The organism is Streptococcus sp. ACS2 (assembly GCF_000525585.1).
Lineage (GTDB): Bacteria > Bacillota > Bacilli > Lactobacillales > Streptococcaceae > Streptococcus.
The window spans coordinates 87,431-109,124 of the sequence record NZ_JALT01000038.1; the positions used below are offsets into that span (position 1 = coordinate 87,431).

17 protein-coding genes and 1 pseudogene are annotated in these 21,694 nt (G+C 40.8%); 4 read left to right on the forward strand and 14 right to left on the reverse strand.

Annotated features, from left to right (window positions below; translation table 11 throughout):
* Position 1: 1 nt before the first annotated feature.
* The 7 genes from rnc to cls (HMPREF1517_RS07910) form a co-directional block, all read right to left on the reverse strand.
* A complete protein-coding gene (gene rnc, locus HMPREF1517_RS07880; RefSeq protein WP_002885331.1) occupies positions 2-691 on the reverse strand; it encodes a ribonuclease III in 690 nt (229 codons plus the stop codon).
* Between the two features lie 156 nt (positions 692-847).
* Complete coding sequence (gene dapA, locus HMPREF1517_RS07885; protein ID WP_013990425.1) at positions 848-1,783, reverse strand: 4-hydroxy-tetrahydrodipicolinate synthase; 936 nt, start codon at positions 1,781-1,783, stop codon at positions 848-850.
* Between the two features lie 343 nt (positions 1,784-2,126).
* A complete protein-coding gene (locus HMPREF1517_RS07890; RefSeq protein ID WP_003096845.1) occupies positions 2,127-3,203 on the reverse strand; it encodes an aspartate-semialdehyde dehydrogenase in 1,077 nt (358 codons plus the stop codon).
* A 295-nt stretch (positions 3,204-3,498) separates the two neighbouring features.
* The gene (locus HMPREF1517_RS07895; protein WP_037600867.1) at positions 3,499-4,152 is read right to left on the reverse strand and encodes a DNA alkylation repair protein; all 654 of its coding nucleotides are present in this window, start codon (positions 4,150-4,152) and stop codon (positions 3,499-3,501) included.
* A gap of 15 nt (positions 4,153-4,167) precedes the next feature.
* Complete coding sequence (cls, locus tag HMPREF1517_RS07900) at positions 4,168-5,742, reverse strand: cardiolipin synthase (protein ID WP_037600870.1); 1,575 nt, start codon at positions 5,740-5,742, stop codon at positions 4,168-4,170.
* A gap of 130 nt (positions 5,743-5,872) precedes the next feature.
* Positions 5,873-6,385 carry a GNAT family N-acetyltransferase gene (locus HMPREF1517_RS07905; protein ID WP_037600872.1) on the reverse strand — a complete coding sequence of 171 codons (513 nt, stop codon included), beginning with the start codon at positions 6,383-6,385 and terminating at the stop codon, positions 5,873-5,875.
* A gap of 80 nt (positions 6,386-6,465) precedes the next feature.
* Complete coding sequence (gene cls, locus HMPREF1517_RS07910; protein WP_198017477.1) at positions 6,466-8,016, reverse strand: cardiolipin synthase; 1,551 nt, start codon at positions 8,014-8,016, stop codon at positions 6,466-6,468.
* Between the two features lie 149 nt (positions 8,017-8,165).
* Between cls (HMPREF1517_RS07910) and HMPREF1517_RS10825 the strand changes: the two are divergent.
* Positions 8,166-8,474, forward strand: a pseudogene (locus HMPREF1517_RS10825) (hypothetical protein); the annotation flags it as partial.
* On the opposite strand, the gene uvrC reads toward HMPREF1517_RS10825, so the two are convergent.
* Both uvrC and HMPREF1517_RS07925 read right to left on the reverse strand, forming a co-directional pair.
* Positions 8,471-10,255, reverse strand: a complete 1,785-nt coding sequence (uvrC, locus tag HMPREF1517_RS07920) for an excinuclease ABC subunit UvrC (protein ID WP_037600877.1) — start codon at positions 10,253-10,255, stop codon at positions 8,471-8,473. The pseudogene HMPREF1517_RS10825 and the gene uvrC sit on opposite strands and share 4 nt — an antisense overlap.
* Before the next feature lie 72 nt (positions 10,256-10,327).
* Positions 10,328-11,023 (reverse strand): YjjG family noncanonical pyrimidine nucleotidase, encoded by a 696-nt coding sequence (locus tag HMPREF1517_RS07925; protein WP_037600879.1) that lies wholly within the window; start codon positions 11,021-11,023, stop codon positions 10,328-10,330.
* 278 nt (positions 11,024-11,301) lie between these two features.
* Here HMPREF1517_RS07925 and sdaAB point away from each other — a divergent pair, with 278 nt between their 5' ends.
* A complete protein-coding gene (gene sdaAB / locus HMPREF1517_RS07930) occupies positions 11,302-11,973 on the forward strand; it encodes an L-serine ammonia-lyase, iron-sulfur-dependent subunit beta (protein WP_002885347.1) in 672 nt (223 codons plus the stop codon).
* A gap of 12 nt (positions 11,974-11,985) precedes the next feature.
* Positions 11,986-12,855 (forward strand): L-serine ammonia-lyase, iron-sulfur-dependent, subunit alpha, encoded by an 870-nt coding sequence (gene sdaAA / locus HMPREF1517_RS07935; protein WP_021147208.1) that lies wholly within the window; start codon positions 11,986-11,988, stop codon positions 12,853-12,855.
* Positions 12,856-12,938: 83 nt separating this feature from the next.
* Here the strand turns inward: sdaAA and HMPREF1517_RS07940 are convergent, their stop codons facing one another.
* The 3 genes from HMPREF1517_RS07940 to HMPREF1517_RS07950 form a co-directional block, all read right to left on the reverse strand.
* On the reverse strand, positions 12,939-16,850 hold the full coding sequence (locus HMPREF1517_RS07940) for a GH32 C-terminal domain-containing protein (protein ID WP_037600883.1): 3,912 nt from the start codon (positions 16,848-16,850) through the stop codon (positions 12,939-12,941).
* A 254-nt stretch (positions 16,851-17,104) separates the two neighbouring features.
* Positions 17,105-18,025, reverse strand: coding sequence for a DMT family transporter (locus HMPREF1517_RS07945; RefSeq protein WP_037600886.1), 921 nt, complete (start codon positions 18,023-18,025; stop codon positions 17,105-17,107).
* A 123-nt stretch (positions 18,026-18,148) separates the two neighbouring features.
* Positions 18,149-18,670, reverse strand: a complete 522-nt coding sequence (locus tag HMPREF1517_RS07950) for an RDD family protein (protein ID WP_226973104.1) — start codon at positions 18,668-18,670, stop codon at positions 18,149-18,151.
* A 216-nt stretch (positions 18,671-18,886) separates the two neighbouring features.
* Here HMPREF1517_RS07950 and HMPREF1517_RS07955 point away from each other — a divergent pair, with 216 nt between their 5' ends.
* Positions 18,887-19,798 (forward strand): helix-turn-helix domain-containing protein, encoded by a 912-nt coding sequence (locus HMPREF1517_RS07955; RefSeq protein WP_037600892.1) that lies wholly within the window; start codon positions 18,887-18,889, stop codon positions 19,796-19,798.
* 106 nt (positions 19,799-19,904) lie between these two features.
* On the opposite strand, the gene HMPREF1517_RS07960 is transcribed toward HMPREF1517_RS07955, so the two are convergent.
* On the reverse strand, positions 19,905-20,801 hold the full coding sequence (locus HMPREF1517_RS07960) for a hypothetical protein (RefSeq protein ID WP_037600895.1): 897 nt from the start codon (positions 20,799-20,801) through the stop codon (positions 19,905-19,907).
* Positions 20,779-21,684, reverse strand: coding sequence for a hypothetical protein (locus HMPREF1517_RS07965; protein ID WP_037600898.1), 906 nt, complete (start codon positions 21,682-21,684; stop codon positions 20,779-20,781). The genes HMPREF1517_RS07960 and HMPREF1517_RS07965 overlap by 23 nt, the downstream gene beginning before the upstream one ends.
* Between the last annotated feature and the right edge of the window lie 10 nt (positions 21,685-21,694).

The window sequence follows — 21,694 nt, forward strand, 5'->3', positions numbered from 1 at the left end:
CTTAATTTCCTAGTTGTTCAAGGGCAGCCTTAGCCGCTGCCTGTTCAGCTAATTTCTTAGATTTTCCAAGACCTGTGCTGAGCTCCTTACCATCAACAGCTACCTGCATAGTAAATTCTTTGGCATGAGCTGGTCCAGACTCGTCGATAACGGTATAAGTAATATCAACCGTACCATTGACCTGAAGACGCTCTTGCAAGGCTGTCTTATAGTCTGTTACGCGGTCAAAGTTCCCCTTTTCAACCTGAGGAATCATGACCTGATTCAAGAATTTCTCAACAGCAGGCAAACCTTGATCTAGATAAAGAGCACCGAGGAAGGCCTCCCAGAGGTCACCAAGGATAGTGGCACGTTCACGTCCACCAGATTTTTCTTCCCCTTTACCAAGACGAATATATTGTTCGAAACCGCAAGCCTTTGTAAAACCTGCCAAACTCTCTTCACGAACGATAGTACTACGCATCTTAGACATTTCCCCCTCTGGCTTATTAGGGTAGCGTTTGTATAGATAAACAGAAATGACTAATTGCAGAGCCGCGTCTCCTAAAAATTCCAAACGTTCATTATGTGAAATGTTTAGGAGGCGGTGCTCATTGGCATATGAGGTATGGGTAAATGCTGTTTCTAAGAGGTCTTTTTGGCTGAAAACAATACCAAAATCCTGCTCAAGTTTTTGTTCAAGTTGATTCATGAAACTTCCTTTCTTTTTAAGCACACTAACTATAATTATATCAAAAAAAGCCAATTTTCATGATAGAAAACTGCTTTTAGACCCTATATCAGCTTATTTTGTGAGATTTAACCTATTCAACTAAAAAAGCTGAGCAAGCTGCTCAACTTCATTTTCTTAATAATCTGGACGAACGACACCTGTAACTGTCTCACGTGTTGCTTCGACATCTTCTTCAAGAACGACCTTGATGATACGTTTAGCTTCTTCTGAAGTACATGCAACCAATGGCAAACGAAGTGGTCCAACTTCGAAACCAAGATGGTTAAGAACAGCCTTAACAGGTGCAGGACTTGGTACTGAGAAGAGAGCGTTAACTTTAGGAATAAATTTACGTTGGATAGCTGCTGCTGTCTTGAGGTCACTATTTTCAATAGCTTCAAGCATGGCGTGCATCTCATCACCATTTGTATGAGAGGCTACTGAGATAACACCGTTAGCTCCAAGGTTCATAGCGTGGAAGGCATCCCCATCTTCACCAGTATAAACCAAGAAATCTTCTGGTTTATGTTCGATAAGGTAGGCCATATTAGCAAGGCTGGTACATTCTTTAACCCCGATAATATTTGGATGTTCAGCCAAACGAAGCATGGTATCAGGAGCCATTTCAACAACCACACGACCAGGGATGTTGTAGATGATAATTGGCAAATCAGAAGCATCCGCAATAGCTTTGAAGTGTTGGTACATACCTTCTTGTGATGGCTTGTTGTAGTAAGGCACAATAGCAAGACCAGCTGCAAAACCACCAAATTTGGCAACTTCTTTGGCAAACTCGATAGAGTCTCGTGTATCGTTGGTACCGACACCAGCAATTAATGGCACACGTCCATTAACGATTTTCTGAACAGCCGCAAAGAGTTCCAACTCCTCATCGTGAGTAAGTGTTGGACTTTCAGCTGTTGTCCCCGCCAAAAGAAGAGCTTCTGTATGGTGAGCCAAAAGATGCTCAATCAATTCTGGAAGCGCATCGTAATTGATAGAGCCATCTTCGTGGAAAGGTGTAATAAGGGCTGTGATCAGTTTGACATCTCTTAATTGATCAATTGACATAATATTCTCCTTCAACCGTTTTCTAATCCTTTCCATTTTACCATAATTTTGACCAGACAGACAGATAAGTTAACAATTTTCTGAAAACGGGAGGACTGACTGTTTCAATATGATAGTCAAAACACAAAAAAACAGAGAGAAGTCTCTCTGCTTTATAGGATTCAGCTTGGATTTAGTATTCAAATACAACACTAAATCCTTACTGATTTCTGAATCATGACGCAGTGGTTGATTGGAACTACTCATGTTTGCAACAGTCGTACTTCCTAATCAACTGTGCGGGGGGTGTATAAAAGCGAAGGAGAAATCAAACTCTTCGAGTTACTGATTTCTGTTTTGCTCCCTATTTCAATTCAAATTTTAATTCTGAAGTTGGGCGAACCAAACCACGTTCGTGAAGTGTTTCTGCGATTTGGACTGAGTTCCAAGCGGCACCTTTAAGGAGGTTATCTGAAACAACCCACATGTGGATACCTTTTTCAGCATCCAAATCTTTACGGATACGTCCAACGAATGTATCACGTGAACCTACAGCGTTAACAGCTTGTGGGTAGACTTGGTTAGCAACGTCGTCTTCAAGAACTGCACCAGGGAATTCTGCAATAGCAGCTTTCACTTCGTCAATTGGTGCCACTTCTTTTGTTTCAATATAGACTGACTCTGAGTGAGCTGACAAAACTGGAATACGTACACATGTTGCTGATACAGCAATGCTGTCGTCTTCCATGATTTTCTTAGTTTCATTTGTCATCTTCATTTCTTCGTAAGTATAGTCATTTTCAGTGAAGACGTCGATTTGAGCCAAGGCGTTGAAGGCGATTGGGAAGTGTTTCTTATCACCACCACATGGCAAGATTTCAGCTTTAACATCACGTGGGTTAACGCCGTCATTCAAAACTTCTTTCAACTCACGTTGTGTTTCAAGGATTGCTCCCATACCAGCACCTGATACAGCTTGGTAAGTTGACACGATGATACGGTCCAAGCCCCATTTTTGACGAACTGGCTCAAGGGCAACCATCATTTGGATAGTTGAACAGTTAGGACAAGCGATAATACCGTTGTGAGCATCAAGCGCATGTGCATTGACCTCAGGTACAACCAATGGCACATCTGGATTTTGACGGAAGTATGATGTGTTATCAACGACTACTGCACCGGCTTTAACAGCGTATGGTGCATATTTAGCAGAGGTAGATCCACCAGCTGAGAAAAGGGCAATGTCTACACCTTCAAATGCGTCTTCAGTCGTTTCTTCGATGGTCACGTCTTGACCTTTAAACTGCAAGACTTTTCCTGCAGAACGAGCAGACGCAAGGTAGCGAATTTTATCGATTGGAAGTGTCGATTCTTCCAACATTTTGATCATTTGAGCACCGACGGCACCTGTAGCACCGACAACAGCAACTGTGTATCCCATAGTTAAACCTCTTTCGGAATTTTCTATCAATTTAGTTCAGTGAATCTATTATACTACGTTTAAGTCCAGTTGAAAAGGGTAAAAAAGCCAAGAATAAAGAAAAATCCCTTACCAAACGGCAAGGGATAAGAGGCATCTTTCGATGAGAGTAGCAGGTTCACACAACTACTCAAGGTCCGCTCCTGCGTTACAATCTAATGTAGACCTCCTCAGCGCAAAAGGCTCTAAAGAGCCAATCGACTCATCGCATACTCCTATTCTAGCATAATAGATCACAGAGTCAAGCACTTGATTTCTATAAATACTTACTTGCCTCACGAATGCTAAGAGATGCCATTTGACTAGCATGTTGATCAATAAAAGCCCGAACCCAATCAGGATTTACCTTTGAGTAATTGCGCAAACTCCAACCGATAGCCTTATTAATGAAAAACTCCGTCTGCCCAAAGTTGTTACAGATAACCTCTGCTAGGAGATCAGTATCTGTCAAATCTTTACGCATAAGCTGGTGGTCGATGGCAATACGTCTTAACCAAAAATCCTCATCAAGACTCCATTTGCGCATGATATTCTTGGTTTCTGGATAGTGAAAAGTAATCTCTCCGATGATAAGGTCCAATTGATCTATACTGTCCCACCATGATTTGGTTTGAGCCAATTCCTTTAGCTTTGGAAAATCTTCAGGTCTAAGCTCCTTCTTCTTTTTATTCAGATAATCCATAGCAATGTATTGAAACTCACGGTAGGGTTGCTGCCAACACTCTTCTACAAAAGTCCAATCAATTGGATCCTTTATAAAAGGCTTAAAATACTCTCTTTCGATCTTTTTGAGAATTGGTTTTTGAACGCCAAGAAAGCTGAATTTATTTTTCATATAGGCTTCCATGGGTGGTACTTTAGCTGGATCAGCTTGGTCTTCTAACTGTTTCAAAAGAATTTTTGCATCCATATGAACACTCCTATATTACATCAAAGGTCCAATCAGAGAAAAGAGATAGCCACCTAGACGATGAGCCATAGGTATTTTAGACAAACTTTCCAGAGTGACTTCCTCTGAGAGTGCCTGGGTTTTCTCAAAATCTTGTTCAATGTTAAGCACTTCCAGATTTTTATAGAGATAGACCCCATCTTCAAAATTTTGATAGAGGCTCCGGTAATCAGTATTAATGGTTCCTACCACAGCTTGTTTGGCGTCAGAAACATAAACTTTAGCATGGATAAAGCCTGGGGTATAACGGAAAATACGGACGCCAGCATCCAAGAGCACTTTAAAATAGGTAGTCGCAATATCAAAGGCATACTGCTTATCTGGAATCCCTGGCATAATGATACGAACATCTACACCTCGTCTAGCCGCAAAGGTCATAGATTGAACCAATTCATCATCCAAAATCAGATAAGGTGTCATGATATAGACATAATCGGTAGATGTATTCAGAAGATGTAAATAAACATTTTCTGCAACCTTGTGGTAGGTCAAAGGTGAATTGGCATAAGGGAGAACCAAACCCTGACTCTTGCTTTTTTGAGGTTTTTCTTGTAGATAGTGCTCCATATCTGTCTTGTCTTCTACTCCAGTCACCGTCCACATGGTCAAAAAGAGAGCTTTTAGCGTTTGAACTGCTGATCCATCTAGGCGAAGGGCTGTATCCTTCCAATGACCAAAGCGTTCTCGTTTATTGACATACTCATCAGCGATATTTACACCACCAGTATAAGCAACTTGACCATCAATCACAGTAATCTTCCGATGGTCTCGGTAATTGTAATAGGTTGATAGGATGGGCTTGACTGGCGAGAAGGCTTGAGCTTTAATACCCACCTTGTGTAGTCGCTCAATATAATCGTAGGACAAGGTGGTCATCTCATTCATCCCATCAAACATGACACGAACGTCCAGACCTTCCTTGGCCTTTTCCTCCAAAATGGCTAAAATCTCACCCCACATGATGCCTTCGTCAATGATGAAATACTCCATAAAGATATAACGCTCTGCCTTTTTCAAATCCTCCAACAGTGCTGGAAGCATGTCGTCTCCAAGTGGAAAATAGGTCACCTCAGTATCTCTGTAGATAGAAAACTGAGCTGGACTATGCTCCAGAAAATAAGCTAAACGCTGTAGTTGACGATCACCATGAGATAAATAATCAGCTACTTCTGGATCGGTGCTTAAATAATTAGAAGCCTGCACTGTAGCATCCTCAAGTCGTTTCTTCAACCGTCTCACACCCAAATCAGCAAGTGAAAAGTAAAGCAAGGCTGTCCCAAAAATTGGGAAAAGAGCAATGATAATCAGCCAGGATAATTTGGAACGAGAATCCATGGAACGATTCAGCAAATAAAAGAAGGTAAAAACACTCAACAAGTGTTCCCATAAGATAATGGATGGAAAATGCTCTTGTAGACTGAGATATGAGAAAACGAGAAAAGTCAATTCCAGTAAGAAGAACAGGAAAATAGGTACCTTGCGATTAAGAAGACTTTTAGCCCATCTGGAGGGCTTTTGGGGTAACAGTCTAGCACTGGTTACTTGAGTCATATAGGTTCCTCTCATGTATGGGGGAGCACCACAAACTTTTCGGTCTCTCCCAGTGATTTTATTAGTATCATTTTAGCATATGCAAAAGGCAGGGATAATTAGCCATTGCGATTTAAGATTGATGGGGCATCTACTGTATCTTTCTAACAGGCCCATCCAGGATTTTTTGCATCCAGACGATATCGTGCCATTGCTCAAACTTGTAGCCAACTTTTGGAAAATGGGCAACTTGGACATAACCCCGCTTTTCATGCATAGCAACGCTGGCCTCATTAGGGACTGCAATGCAGGCTAAGAAACGCAAGAACCCTCGCTTCTCAAGTTCCTCCTCAAGGGCATCATAGAGCTGATTTCCCAAACCTCTACCACGCGCATCTTCATGAAGATAAATAGACAATTCTGTTGTCCAATCATAGGCTGTACGGGCATAATAGGTTGAAGCATAAGCATAGCCGAGAACTCGGCCATCCTCTTCTACCACTAGATAGGGGAATTTTTCAAGCGTCTTGCTGATGCGTACTTCAAACTCTTGAACGCTGGGAACCTCGTATTCGAAAGTAATAGCTGTCTTTTCAACATAGGGTGCATAGATGGCCTGAATAGCTGGTGCATCGGATAACTTGGCTGGACGAATAGTTAACATCATTTTCTCCTTCGACTTCATTACCTTTATTTTAAACTATAAGAAAAGAGGGCTCAACCCTCTTCTAACACAAATTGTCACTACATCAACGGAGCAACTAATCTAGTCAATAATCCTAAAGCCTTTTGATGGAACGGCAGATTTTCAATCTCGGCGACACTAACTCGATGACACTTGGCTTTGGTCGCTTGGAAATCTTCCTCAATGGAAACCACTGATGACGTCCTATAAAGATAAGTCGCACACTCAAAGTGATGATAAAGACTGCGGTAATCCAAGTTGATTGTTCCTACAACAGCCCTACTATTGTCACTCACAAAAATCTTGGCGTGAACAAAACCGGGTGTGTACTCATAAATCTTAACACCAGATGCTAAAAGTGTTGGGTAGTAAGTCTTAGCTAAGTAATAAGCTGACTTTTTATCAGGAATACCAGGCATGATGATACTAACATCAACTCCACGCTCAGCCGCAAACTTCAAAGCATGTAGTAACTCGCCATCTAAAATAAGATAGGGCGTCATGATATGAACAAAATCACGCGCATGATTAAGAATATCAATATAAACATTCTCACCAACCTTATCCTTATCCAGTGGGATATCCCCGTAAGGAACAACAAAACCAGGAGTATCAAAGGTCTCATGCTCAACCATATATGGTGTCACATCCAGTGTTTCATGTGAGTAAGTCCACATTTGAAGGAAGAGGACTAAGAAAGTATCAACCGCTGGCCCCTCAACCATGAGTGCAGTATCTTTCCAATGGCCAAAACGCTCAATCTTGTTGATATATTCATCAGCTAGATTAACCCCACCTGTAAAGGCTACCTTACCATCAATCAGCAAGATTTTTCTATGGTCACGGTAATTGTAATAGGTTGACAAGAAAGGCGTTACTGACGCAAAAACACGAGATTGAATGCCAATTCTCTCCAGACGTTTCTTATAGTCGAAACTCAAGGTTGAAAATTCAATCATGCCATCATACATGACACGTACTTCCACCCCTTCTTGAACCTTTTGTTTCAAGATGGCTAGGATTTCACCCCACATTTCACCTTCACCAATGATGAAATATTCCAAGAAAATGTACTTCTCCGCTTTAAGAAGTTGCTTCTTCATTTCCTCAAACTTGGCTTCACCACTTGGAAAATAGGTCGTCTTCGTGTATCGATAGACAGGAAAATGCCCATTCACATTTTCAAGATATTGGACCAAGTTGTAGTTGCTCGTGTGACGTTGCTTAAGCTCTTCGAGAGCCTGATCATCCTGTTTCAATAGGCCAGAACTACGGTCAATATTGCTCTGAATCGCACGTTTCATCCCTGTATAGCCCAAATCTAGTTTCGTATAAGCTAGGAGTAAGGTTCCAATAATAGGGAAAGGTAAGACAATCAGCAGCCACGTATTAACAGCCGTTGATTCCATATCACTTTGAAAGAGATAGATGATGGCCAGAATACGAAGGACCACTTCTGTTACTTGCAAGTGCACCCTATACTGACTCAACCATAAGTATGACATGGCTACAACAACAAGCTGCAGTAAGATGATTAAGAAGATAATCGTAGCACGACTAAAGATTCCACGAAGAAAGCCACGACGACTCTTATCATAAAGACGTTCAATTTTAGCTTCGTTTTTGATAGCATGACTCCTTTCCCTTTTTAATTAATCTTATTATAACCAAATTTGTAAAATTAAGCTAGACAGAAAAAGCCATCTAGGCTAGTCTCAGATAAACACCACATTTGTCTGAAAGGAACTAACATATAGGACGAAATGGATTACCGAAACAAATGGATTTTACGAATGTTTCTCAAAATTATGAGGCTGGGACAAAAGTCCTAGCCTCTCAATTTGTCTTTGGATTGTCGAGAAAGACACAGTGGTTGAGTGGGCTCTACTACGCTGATTTCATCAGCTTTTACAGCCCTACTCAACTGTGCGGAGGTGGGACGACGAAATCGAATTCTAACGAATTACCGATTTCTGTCCCACTCTCAAGAAATAGAATTCCTAGGAAATCATTGAATTATCAATCACCCTACCAAGTTTTTCTGAGTTACTTGAAAAGTCTAACTTAATTGTTATCATTTAATTTATCTAACAGAGCCTCTGCTACTTTTTCAGGGATTCCAAGAGCTTGAATGTCTTCGGCACTGGCTTTTTGGATAGCTGTCATAGACTTGAAGTGTTTGAGAAGTTTTTGTTTGCGCTTAGGTCCTAACCCCTCCACGCCATCAAGTTTAGAACTGAAACTATTCTTACTACGGACTTGACGATGGAAGGTGATGGCAAAGCGGTGTACTTCATCCTGAATACGGTGAAGGAGGAAAAATTCCTCGGATTGACGTGGCAAATCAATGACTCGCAAAGGATCTCCAAAAAGCAATTCATTGGTTTGGTGCTTGTCATTTTTCTGAAGACCTGCAACTGGGATAGATAGATTGAGTTCCTTGCGAAGCACATCCTTGGCGACATTGACCTGACCTTGACCACCATCCATGATAATGAGGTCTGGTGGCGTTAAACCATCTCGTTTGACACGACTATAGCGACGACGAATGACCTCACGCATACTGGCATAATCGTCAGGGCCTTCAACAGTCTTAATCTTATATTTGCGGTATTCTTTTTTATTAGGTTTACCATTTTCAAAGACAACCATGGCAGAGACAGGGCTAGTTCCCATGATATTAGAGTTATCGAAAGACTCGATACGGACCGGTGTCGGAATCCCCATGAGTTTGCCTAGATTTTCAATAGCTCCTTGGGTCTTAGCCAAGTCTTTTTCGAGGAGATCAAATTTTTGGGTCAAACTGACTCGGGCATTTTTCGTCGCCAGATTAACCAACTGCTTTTTCTCGCCTCTTTGTGGTTTAAAAACCTTGACTTCATCTCCGACCAGAGCTTCGACAGACTCTTGATCAATGTCTCCAGGAATAAAAATTTCCCTAGGCTTGAGATGCCGACTATCCAGGTAAAACTGCCCCATATAGGTCAGGAAATCCTCTTCGGCTTCATTATAATAGGGGAACATATTGACATCACGCTGAATGAGTTTCCCTTGGCGGACAAAGAAAACCTGAACACACATCCAACCCTTGTCCACATAGTAGCCGAAAATATCACGGTCCTGCATGTCTTGACGGATAACCCTTTGTTTGGTCCTGAGCGTCGACACTGCCTCAATCAGATCTCGATACTCCGCTGCCCGCTCAAACTCCATCTGGTCAGACATGTCCTTCATCTTGGCCTTGAGCTGGTTAACGATCTTATCATCATGACCGTTTAGGAAATTCTTGACATCCTCAACCAAACCTTGCCAATAGTCCTCAGTGGTGTGACAGATGGTGTGAGCATTACATTGACCAATATGGTAATAGAAACAGACCTTGTTGGCAGGATTTTTACATTTCTTAAAGGGGAAAATACGGTCCAAAAGCTTCTTGATTTCATTGGCTGCACCAGCATCTGGGTAGGGTCCGAAATAAAGACCACCATCCTTCTTAACCTGGCGAGTAATCAAGAGCCTTGGATAGAGATCCTTAGTAACCTTGATAAAAGGGTAAGACTTGTCATCCTTGAGGCGAATGTTGAATTTGGGCATATTTTCTTGGATAAGATTAATTTCCAAAAGCAGGGCCTCGATATTAGACTCGGTTACGATAAATTCAAAGTCCGCAATCTCAGATACCAAAAGCTCTGTCTTGGTATCATGACTTCCACGAAAATAGCTACGCACACGATTTTTTAGATTTTTAGCCTTACCGACATAGATAATATTGCCGAATTTGTCCTTGTGGAGATAGCACCCCGGGTTGTTTGGGAGCAATTCCAACTTATGTTTAATCAGATCATTCATGCTTTCATTGTAGCAAAAAAAGAGCTGAAAAGCTCTTAATAGTCATGGGTGAATACAATTTTGAAAAGTGGCCTATTTGCTCAAAATCGTCAAGATTTCTTGGTAGTTTTTGACTTGATAGGTTGGAACAGCTGGAGTCTCATTAACCAAACCTTTGGGATTAAACCAAATGCTGTCAATTCCTGCATTATTACCACCTTGGATATCGGCAGTTAGACTATCACCAATCATGAGGGCTGAAGCAAGGTGAAAGTCATGTACCTGATCCGCAATTTTTTCAAAAAAGTCCGTAGACGGTTTGTGGGCACCCACTTCATCTGAAATGAAAATATCGTCGAAGAATGGCAAGATGCTTGAGGCTTGCAGACGGCCGCGTTGAATGTAGCTAACACCATTAGTGGCTGCATAAATCTTGTGGCCTCGGTCTTTAACGTTCGATAAGAAGGCATGGGCCTGAGGCAACTCCTGCCCCTGTTGGCTCAAGAAATGTTGGTAACGGCCAGCTAAGTGACTGCCATCAACCTCCTGTCCAAAATGCTCAAAAAGACGAGAAAAGCGCGTGCGAAGCAACTCAGGCTTAGTGATTAAACCATGATTAAGATCTTCCCACATGGAACGGTTCATGGGAATATAGTGATCCTTGTAAACTTTAAGATCTCGTGAAGCCACCCCAGCCTCTTCAAGAAGGTAGGTCAAAGCCAAATCTTCAGCACGGTCAAAATCTAGGAGGGTGTGGTCAAGGTCGAAAAGTAAATGGGTGTAGGTCATGGTATATCCTTTCTAACTGGAAAATCTTTAGGCTCTATTTTACCACAATCCAGCTACATATAAAGAAAGAAACACAAAAAGGCGACCCGCAGGCCACCCTCTCAGATTTATGAAAAATAAGTATTGCTTACTTAATAGACCACTATTATATCTATTGAACCTTAAAGAAAGCTTAAAATAGGTTATTTTTTTATGATTTCTATAGATTTTACTTAAATACCTAATCTCTATAATTCATGGTATACTGAAAATACAAGATTAATCAAACGAGGCGTGTTATGAAAAATTTAAAATTTCAATCCGTTTTTGACATCATTGGACCTGTCATGGTCGGGCCTTCCTCTAGTCATACTGCAGGAGCTGTTCGTATTGGCAAGATTGTTTCTGCCATCTTTGGTGAGACACCGACTGAGGTAGAATTTCAACTTTTTAATTCCTTTGCCAAAACCTATCGAGGTCACGGGACAGATGTGGCTCTAGTGGCTGGTATTTTAGGTATGGAAACGGACGACCCTGACATCCCACGCGCTCTGGATATCGCATACGAAAAAGGCATTAAGGTCTACTGGAAAATTAACAAGGATAGTAATGCGCCACACCCCAATACGACTCGTATCACCTTAAAAAATGCTACAAAAACCATTTCTGCCACAGGCGTTTCTATCGGTGGAGGAAATATCCAAGTAACTGAACTCAATGGTTTTGCGGTCAATCTCAAGATGAATACACCGACTCTCATCATTGTCCACCAAGACGTTCCAGGAATGATTGCCCTTGTCACAGATATTTTGTCGCGTTATGGCATCAATATCGCCCAAATGACTGTTACTCGGGAAAACGCCGGTGAAAAGGCCATTATGATTATCGAAATTGACTCGCACCAGTGTGATGAGGCCGTCACTGAAATCGCTAGAATTCCTCATCTACATAATGTCAACTTTTTCAGCTAAGAGGGGGATTGCATGTTTTACACTATTGAAGAATTAGTTCAACAAGCTGACCGAGATTACCAAGGTAATATCGCCAAACTCATGATTGCTACAGAGACAGAGCTAACTGGACGGGAACGTCCTGAAATCCTAGCTCTGATGGCTCGAAATCTTGAAGTGATGAAGGAGTCTGTTCAGGCTGGTTTGTCTCCTGAGAAATCACCAACTGGCTTAACCGGGGGAGACGCTGCCAAACTGGATGCCTATATCAAAAATGGAAAGACCTTGGCTGATTCTGCCGTCTTAGGTGCTGCTAGAAATGCCATGGCAGTCAATGAATCTAACGCCAAGATGGGCTTGGTTTGTGCCACACCAACTGCTGGATCAGCTGGTTGTCTACCTGCTGTTCTTACAACTGCTATCGAAAAACTGGGCTTAACCGAATCACAACAATTGGATTTTCTCTTTACTGCTGGTGCATTTGGCTTAGTCATCGCAAATAATGCCTCGATATCTGGTGCCGAGGGAGGCTGCCAAGCTGAAGTCGGTTCCGCCTCTGCTATGGCTGCTGCCGCTATTACAATGGCTGCTGGTGGAACACCTTTCCAAGCCAGCCAGGCCATCTGCTTTGTGCTTAAGAATATGTTGGGACTCATTTGCGACCCTGTAGCCGGATTGGTTGAGGTCCCATGTGTCAAACGTAATGCTATGGGGGCAAGCTTTGCCCTAGTAGCTGCTGACATGGCCTTGGCAGGCATCACATCAGCCATTCCAGTCGACCAGGTCGTTGATGCTATGTATCAGGTTGGTTCAGCTATGCCAACTGCCTTCCGTGAAACTGCTGAAGGTGGCTTAGCAGCAACTCCGAAAGGAAAAGCACTCGCAAAAGAAATTTTTGGATAATTTTTAGTAGAAACAAAAAAACTTAGAAGCACTCATACTTCTAAGTTTTTTTCTTCTTACATAGCCTTTTCAACGTTTTGATTTTAGCTGAATAGCCATTTTGTCAAAAAGTGCCATGTTTCTTTGGCAATACTTGCAAGAAAAGTTGAGAGACTAAATGCGTTGAATTTTTTGAGAAGGTTCTCAACTAGTGGAGTGACAGTCTTAGGTGTTTCCACTGGAGCCTTACTTTCTTCTTGCTTACTAGTATTATCCTGAGATGGATCTGGCACTGTGTTTGTACTGTCGTGACCATTATTTTGTCCTGTCGGTTCAGGCTCTGGAGCAAGCTCAGGCTGATGCTCAGGTTCATCTGTTTTATTTTCTGGATTTGGCTCTGGACTAGGTTCTAGCTGAGGATCAGGTTTAATTGGTTCGTCAGTAGTGTCACTGCTTGTGTTTGTCATTTTTTCAGTAACGAAGAAGTTTTGGAATTCTACTGAGCCATCCCAAAGACCAACACCTACATGGGCTTGATTGAAGTAATTATCCACAGCATCAAATTGATGATGGAGCACTTCCTTGCCATCGACATAGACTGTCATGGTGTCCTTGCCCTTTTCAACCTTGACGTGGTGGTACTGGCCGTCATTGATAGCCTTATCCAAGTGAGCTTCAGCGATGGTTTCACCACCAAAACGGAAGAGACGAACAGTATCGTTATCAGCAAATTGGACAGAGTAGGCACGACCTGGTTCTTCACGTTCCGCAGCTACAAAGAGGTTGACCAAGCCATGTTGGTATTTGACATCGATATCATAGTCAAATTGCTTGAAGCCATTACTTTCATAGGCCATGAAGAAGTCATTGGCACTAACATTGCTATCGTAAAGGGTATCGTCATCAATATACCAATCACCAGTAACAGCCTTTAAGCCTTTAAGGTTGGTCGCAAAATTGTTGAGCGTAATGTCAATATTAAAGGTCTTGGTCAATGAAGGGTTTTCAACTGAAGTTGCTGTGACAGTGAGATGACCCTTGTGAAGGGCTTTGAGAGAAAGTTTATTGTCATGTTCAGTATAGGACACCAAACTTGGATCACTTACTGTCCATGTCACATCCTGCTCTTCAGAAGCTGGTGCGAGGTAAACTTGCAAATCCTTACTTTGACCAACTTCAAGAGCCAAATGACCTGCAACTGTGGTGTTCATGGCAACAGCCTTAGTGACTTCCTTCTTGTCAGTCCAAGTACTCTTAATTGGGTAGATAGCAATATTTGCTTTGGCTGGACCACCTTCAACCAAGACGCTCGCTCCAACGGCTCTTGGGCTTGGGAAAATCTGATTAGCACCAGCTACCGTATTCCCCTTAGCAAAGACTTCCACACTCGCACGGTCCACATAAAGATGCAAATCAATTGAACCATCTTCATTGCGAGTCACTTGTTGACTATTAACCTTAGCAAAAGCATCTGAAAGGATAGTACCAGATTGGCTACGGTCAATAGACAAAGTTTCCTTAGTTAAATCGTAAACGACTTTGGTAGCTTGACCATCACCGACGCGAAGGTTAAATCCAACTGCTGTCGTGTCCTTACCTGGTACAAAGTGAGAAACCACTTCATAAGTGTCACCTTTAAAATCTTTAAGCAGTTCATTGTCAGAAGCTACTGTGACATTTTCAAAATACTGAGCGTCGTCTGTATCACGAAGGCTTTCATAGGCCTTAACAGGGGTTTGGGTTAAAAGGTAACGATCGCCTGATTTAACCAAACCAAGGTCAAGGTTAAGGTTAAAGGTACCATTAAATTTTTGACCTACAGTATCTGCAACCAGATTGCAATAATCTTCCCAAGTGTTCATCCAGTTAATTTCAGTCAATTGTGGGATGTTTGGATGGTCAGCTGTTCCAAAATCATGAACATAATAAGTCATAGCAGCATAGGAATCCTTACCAAAATTCATGATTTCGTCATAATCTTGGTAAACATCATCAGCTACAAAGGCCCACTTGCCATCCACTTGTTTAAAATCACCAACCTTGTAAGAACGACCGCCACGTGAGAGGACCCACTTGAGTGCGCCATCATTGGCTACAATCGGATAAAGGTCAGGACATTCCGTATGCAAATCCTTATAGGTTGTTTCCACTTGCCAGTTCTTCAAGTCTTGTGAAGAATAAATGCGGAGTGGACCACCTGCAAGGACCATAAACCATTGGTTATCCCAGCGGAAGACCTTAGGGTCACGGAAATCTTGGTTTTGAAGTGGGTCCTGAGACCAGTCGGCAACTACCTTGTCATATTTTTGCCAAGTTCTACCCTCGTCCTCACTATAGGCGATTTCAATCCGTTGCCCATTACCATTTGAAGTGATAATAGCTACTAGGCCACCTTCCGGAGATTTGAAGAGGCCTGAGCTATTGGTACTATCAACCACGACAGAGCCTGAGAACATGTGACCTGTCGCATCTGGATAAAAGGCTATCGGCTCTTCATCCCAATGAAGTAAATCTCGGCTGGTCGCATGGGCCCAGTGCATTGGACCCCATTTGGTATCATCGTAAAATTGATAGAAGAGATGGTAACGTCCCTTGTAGAAGACTAAGCCATTAGGGTCATTAGCCCAGCCATCCTTGACAGAATAATGATACTGATCACGATAAAGCTCGTTGTAATACACATCATCACTCTGTCTGCGGTGGATATTAACACGATAAGTCAAGGTCACAGGACGGTCAAGCGAATCAGTCATACTACTTTCAATAATAAAGTAATTGGCACCTACAGCCACTGGCAATTGTGAAATATCTGTGTAGACATTTCCCTTGGCATCTTCTACCTTGATAACAGCATTTGGATTATGCTTAGTGATGTCAAAGCCTACTGTCTCAGCATTGTGTCCCACATATTGAATATGGAGTGGTTCTTCAGAGAAGAATTGGGCTTGTTTTTCAACAGAACCTGTCTTTGAGGTCACTACAAGATTGTCAATCAAAGGAAGACTGGCATCATCAAGATTAACATAGCGGGTGTTTTTGAAAATGACATTGGCATTCCAATTAAGAAGTCCAAAGTAACCTTCTGGAAGGACTTGAGGTTGGCCCTTGTCACTTTTTTGAAGAACAGCGTCACCTGTACTTGCGACAAGCACATCATTGACATAGTAAGATAGCCACTGATTAGCCGCAACTACTCTAAGATTGTAGGTTTCATCGGCAGTTGGTGTCACATCTTTCTCATCTACAAGTTGAATATCATGATTATTGACCCAACGCCAAAACTTAACCTTATGGTTACCAGAGTCTACATTGACCCCGTACATATTTTTATCGCTACTATCATTGTTACCACGGAAAATGAGGGCAGCGGCACCACCAGCTTCCTTGAAGGTCACATCTGTTGAATAGATAAAATTCTTGCCCTCAGATTGAGAATAAAGGAAAGAGTCTCCCTTGTCTTTGGCTTCTGAATGAATACCGTCAGCCTGCATTTCCCAGTGACCATTTTGGTCTGCGGTCATCCCTTCTAGATTGGTAACCGCTTCATTATTAGGCAAATCCGTTTTTTCCGCTGTCACATGAACAGGACTGGTGCTATTCGTTACAACTGGAGATTGGTCTTGACTGGTCTGATTCAAATCGGCTTCTTGCGCTTGGTTAGTCACTTTCTCAGCCTCACTAGCCTGTGTTTGTACTTCTTTTGACTGGTCAAGGCTAGGCTGAGTGGGATTCTCTTGAGCTGTTTTAGCAGATTCGGAAACAAGAGACGAGCTCGGCTCTACCACTTGGGGGACTTCCTTGGTCGTGCTAGGAGCAAGCTCCGCTTGAGGGGCAACTTGATGGTCAGTTTGAGTTACCACTTCTTGAGGTGTTGGGCTCACAGTTGCCTGTTCCACTTGATCCGCATAGACAGGACCAGCCAGAGCCAAACCTGCAAAACTTACCAAGGCACAGCCATAGACCCAAGTCTTCCCACTTTTACGCATAAACCAATTTTTACAAACAGTATCATTCATGACTCTTCTCCTTCTTTAGAGCAACATTAAATGTTAACTCAGTTTTCATGAAAATTCAAAGTCAATACATTCGCCTTTATTAATAAGCCTATCAAAGTTTCTGGAAATATCTCTAGGATTTACATTAAAACGGTAAACGCTTACTTTTAATATCATTATAGCACTATAGTCTGAAAATGTCGCATTTTTCTATAATATTTTCAATAAAAATAAAAAACTTCCGAATTTGCCATTCGAAAGTCTCATACTTATGCTTAATCTGAGCCTGTTAGCAGGCTATTTCCAATAATACCAATGGTTACAATAGCAATCCCTAAGTATCCCAAAAGGCTAGGTAGACTATCTCCGAGGAAGAGGCAACCACCCAAGAGGGTAAAGAGAACTTCACCAGCCTGAGTAGCCTCAACTACTGCCAGTTGCTTATGGTTATGCTTAACCAGATTAGTCGCCTCGAAGAAAAGCAAGGTTGCGACAACCCCAGAAAAGACAGCTACAATTAAAGATTGTAAAATCTGTCCCCCTGATGGAAGTCCAGAATCCGTTACAGCAAAAACTGATAAGATCACCCAAAAAGGCGTACTCATCAAGGTCATCCCAAACACGCGCTGCGTCGTTGAAAGCTGATCCTCTTTACAGTGGACCATCATCTTACGATTGCCCAAAGGATAGGCAAAAGCAGCCAGTAAAATCAAGAGACTGGCACGAACCACACCGCTACCAAGACCACTACCAAAGTAAGGAATCTGGATGAGAATAATACCTAAAAGGATAACCAATGTCATAAGCAGTTGCTTACCAGGTACCCTCTGACCAAAGAGAGGTGTCAAGAGCAGACCAGCTAGAATGGTAATCTGCCAAGTGGCTGCCACAAACCAGGACTCACCATAAATGGAGGCTAGAGACAGTGGCCCATAGAAAAGCCCAAAACCAACCGTACTCCAAATCAACCAAGTCAGGGGTGCTTTCTTAATGGCAGACAGAACACCTGCCAGCTCACCCTTACGCCAGGCCAAAACAGCCAGCATAGGCAAGCTAAACAAATAGCGTAGACTAGCACTCCACATCCAGGACCCACCTGAAAGGTTCATACTACGGTTGAAAATAAAAGTAAAAGCAAAAAAGAGAGCACCAAGAATACCAAACCAAAGAGCCCTCACAAAATGCGTTTGTTTCATAAGTGTAAACTCCTGTAGATTCTATTATACAGTAATTGAAGCAATAGAAAAAGGAGGTCATTATGATGACTTCCTTAGTTTCGTTTCAATTTTTACTTATGGACCAAGTAAACAATCTATATTTTAATCACCTTTTAGCTGCACTTGTGTATGTGCTAGTAGGTCTCCTAGATGTCTCTTATCTTTCCGAAACATCGTCATTGCCAGTAAGGAAACTGCGAGGAGAGTCGCCGAAATAGAGAGGATAATGGACAATACATCAAAATCACTATATAAGCCATGAATCGTGCCCATATGACCGAGTTGCCAAGGTAAAAATTTGATGACATTTCTAGTCAAGCTAGCCTGCACTGTTTTTTTCTGGTAGACCAGTTCAAGTCCAGCTTTTACCTTCCCAAAACTGCCATCATGTTTATAATCCAAGAATGTGAAAAGGAGCGTGATTGGCAAAACAGAGGTGAAAAATACAAGCCACTGCGACTGAATTTCTGTAAACTCTGGGACGCCATTAAAAAAAATAATGTATATAGGCATAGAACTTAAAAACAGAAGACCTAAATAAGCTAGAATGAAAAGATAATCGAATAGAAATTCAATCATTCTTTTTTTAAACGAAATAGGATTGATTGCTAAGATCTTCATCATCGACTCCTCCTTTCTCATCTCCTATTATAACATTTTTTAATATTCTAAATAATATTTGAGAGGAAAATTGCAGGTCATTGAGCTCGCAAATTGAGATTATTTCATAACTGTAAACACCTATAGGTTTTATTTTACACTACTTCTATTATGGCTTTTGGACTTTATTTCGATTTTACGTTATAGTAGTATTAAAAATCTAAATCATAAGGGTAATATATGTCTCAGAATATTAAAGTAGAAATTGGAAAAAGAATTCGTCAAGAACGTGAGCGCCAAGGGCTAACTCGAGAGCAAGTTTGTGATACTGAGGAAGAAATAACAGTAAAACAACTGATGAGAATTGAACTCGGTCGCTCATTACCAACTATTGTCAAACTGCAGTATATCAGTGATAAATTGGGAGTTTCCCTCAACTATTTGCTAGGTGAAACAAAACTAGACATTCCTGAAGACTATTACAAGGCTAAATATAAACTCATGAAGTCTCCTGTCTATGGCGACCCCGAACGTATCAAGAAGAAGCTAAAAGATATTGAGGAACTCTACGACAACTATATTGATATTCTACCAGAAGAAGAACTTTTAACCATTGATATCATTGAAAGAACCCTGAATTTTATATCTGAAGAGAAGAAAGAAGATCTTGTTGAGATTGTATATGAAGACTATTTGAACCAGGTATTAAAAAAAGAAGAGTACACCTTGAATGACCTTCTGCTAATAAAATACTATACCTTTCAATGTCAAGTTGGTGACTATGATGAAGAAATTGTTGAAAGTTTTCGATGTAAATTAATTAATCAAGAATTACAAGGGGAAGAGCTAGTTAATGTTGAACTACTGGGGGCATTGTCAACTATAGGTGGAATCTATGTGATGCATCATGATTATAGAAATATGAAAACTATTGTCGATAAAATGCATACTATTATTGATAAGACGCTACAACATGCTTACAAACCCGCCGTACTCATTTTTGAAGCGAAATATTATTTATATTTTGAAAATGACCTAGACAAAGCAAGAGAAATCTATAATACGGCTCAGGTGTTATCTCAAGCCTTCGGTGACCAAGTCTTCATCAAAAATCTTAAAATGGAAATGGAAAAAGATTTAAACTTAGAATAGACAAATATATCAGCAACATTTTAAACGTGATTCATTCTAAATGTAATAACTACCAAAGAAGCATCTGAAGTTAAACTCAGATGCCTCTTTTATTATTTCAATTTTTTCACTTAAACTTGTCCTTATGCTTCTTCAAATACTTTTTCCCATACCATTTTTCTGCTGACTTGCCTTCCCAGTCACGGTATTCTTCAGGATATTTCCATTTGTAGTAGGCTTGCAACATATAGGGAAACATGAAATAAATTTCAAAGGCAGCAATTAGTATATTGAACACTAGGAATAAAAATAGAACGCTTAATCCTCCAACCAGACTATCTACATTTCTTATTGAATCCGAAAATATCATACGAAAAATTATCCAGGGTGCTACGACTACTCCACCATACTTGACAATGAATCTAAATACTCTATTAAACACTCTATCGGTCGAACTCTCTATTTCAGTACCACCATATAATAAATTTAGCAATGAGGTAGACTTATCACGTATCATATAAATGATTGTGAATAGAATTAATCCTTCCATGGCAAATAACCCCAAATATCCAACTAAACCATAAAGTAAATTCATCAAGAAAAGATTAAGTTCAATTAGCAGCCATATTATAAAAGAAACCATAAAATGAAACTGACCTCTATAGATTAAAATGAACTGTTGGTTGAATCGCTTTCCTAATATAATCAACAGAATCCATATTGCTAGCCCCATCCAAAATGCCCAGTATGGAAGAAAATTAATTTCGGACAAGCCTACTGACAAATCTCTAGGATTAGCATGATAAAATAAATAATCATTTAAAGCAACAATCAACCAATTAGGACCGATTATAAATAAGATCGTCAAAATCACTAACCAAATATACGACTTCAAGGTCCCTCTGTATTTTTCTTTTTTTAAAGCATCTTGATAATTTTCCTGAGCAAATTTTCCCGAAATACCATCATCTAATAGATTTAAAGATTCTTCAAAACTAGCTTTAAAGATTGATTTCTTTTTCATTGTTAGCTTCCAACAACTCCTTGTGTTTCTTCAAGTACCGCTTCCCATACCAGTCTTCTACTGATTTGCCTTCCCAGTCGCGGTATTCTTCAGGATATTTTATTTTGTAGTAACCTTCTAAAAAGAAAGGGAACTCCATGAAGATAACCATTGCCAATAATCCAATATCTATGATTATCCATGTCAAGAACATACCTAACAAAGTCAAGCTTTGTGAAACTGCTATACCCGAATGCGATAAGATTATTTTGATGATTACAGCAAGTCCTAGCACTCCTGAACCATAGGTAGCGATTAGGCTTGCTATCCTATCAAGTAGCGTCTCTCCAATCTTCTCGCCAAATAAACAAGTGGTTAAACTTTTTTTCTCCATACGGAGGAATATTAGGGCAATGATAAACAAGAGAATATAAATGAAACAGATACCTAGTGAGATTAGGGTCGGTAGAGCTACAGTTATGGCCAAGAGATTGAATTCAAGAAAGAACCAAAACAAAAAGGTCTCGATATGAAAGAGATATCTGTATGGTCGAAGAAATGGTTTTCGCACAAATTTTCCAATAAGAACGAGTGATAGCCAAATAAAACAACAAATAAGGAATAATTCAGGGGTCAACAGTGATGGCTTGTGAACTGGCAGAGTTAAATCCTTAGTCTCTGCAACATCCAAAGAAGAGGCAAATATGGCCAAGAGAAAGTTGCATCCGAATACAAACAAAATACTGTAGAGAATACTTTTTATTCTAAAGCCAATACTTGGCTTTCCATTATTTAAACCTTTTCCAAGTTTTTCGTAATAGTCTTTTTTTATATACTGAAGCGAAGCATCGTCTAATAAATTTAAACTCTCTTCAAAACTTGCACTAAAGATTGATTTTTTCATTTATTAACTG

Coding starts and splice junctions, on each gene's coding strand:
- rnc (WP_002885331.1), bottom strand. CDS start 691: ATGAATCAACTTGAACAAAAACTTGAGCAGGATTTTGGTATTGTTTTC.
- dapA (WP_013990425.1), bottom strand. CDS start 1,783: ATGTCAATTGATCAATTAAGAGATGTCAAACTGATCACAGCCCTTATT.
- HMPREF1517_RS07890 (WP_003096845.1), bottom strand. CDS start 3,203: ATGGGATACACAGTTGCTGTTGTCGGTGCTACAGGTGCCGTCGGTGCT.
- HMPREF1517_RS07895 (WP_037600867.1), bottom strand. CDS start 4,152: ATGGATGCAAAAATTCTTTTGAAACAGTTAGAAGACCAAGCTGATCCA.
- cls (WP_037600870.1), bottom strand. CDS start 5,742: ATGACTCAAGTAACCAGTGCTAGACTGTTACCCCAAAAGCCCTCCAGA.
- HMPREF1517_RS07905 (WP_037600872.1), bottom strand. CDS start 6,385: ATGTTAACTATTCGTCCAGCCAAGTTATCCGATGCACCAGCTATTCAG.
- uvrC (WP_037600877.1), bottom strand. CDS start 10,255: ATGAATGATCTGATTAAACATAAGTTGGAATTGCTCCCAAACAACCCG.
- HMPREF1517_RS07925 (WP_037600879.1), bottom strand. CDS start 11,023: ATGACCTACACCCATTTACTTTTCGACCTTGACCACACCCTCCTAGAT.
- sdaAB (WP_002885347.1), top strand. CDS start 11,302: ATGAAAAATTTAAAATTTCAATCCGTTTTTGACATCATTGGACCTGTC.
- sdaAA (WP_021147208.1), top strand. CDS start 11,986: ATGTTTTACACTATTGAAGAATTAGTTCAACAAGCTGACCGAGATTAC.
- HMPREF1517_RS07940 (WP_037600883.1), bottom strand. CDS start 16,850: ATGAATGATACTGTTTGTAAAAATTGGTTTATGCGTAAAAGTGGGAAG.
- HMPREF1517_RS07945 (WP_037600886.1), bottom strand. CDS start 18,025: ATGAAACAAACGCATTTTGTGAGGGCTCTTTGGTTTGGTATTCTTGGT.
- HMPREF1517_RS07950 (WP_226973104.1), bottom strand. CDS start 18,670: ATGATGAAGATCTTAGCAATCAATCCTATTTCGTTTAAAAAAAGAATG.
- HMPREF1517_RS07955 (WP_037600892.1), top strand. CDS start 18,887: ATGTCTCAGAATATTAAAGTAGAAATTGGAAAAAGAATTCGTCAAGAA.
- HMPREF1517_RS07960 (WP_037600895.1), bottom strand. CDS start 20,801: ATGAAAAAGAAATCAATCTTTAAAGCTAGTTTTGAAGAATCTTTAAAT.
- HMPREF1517_RS07965 (WP_037600898.1), bottom strand. CDS start 21,684: ATGAAAAAATCAATCTTTAGTGCAAGTTTTGAAGAGAGTTTAAATTTA.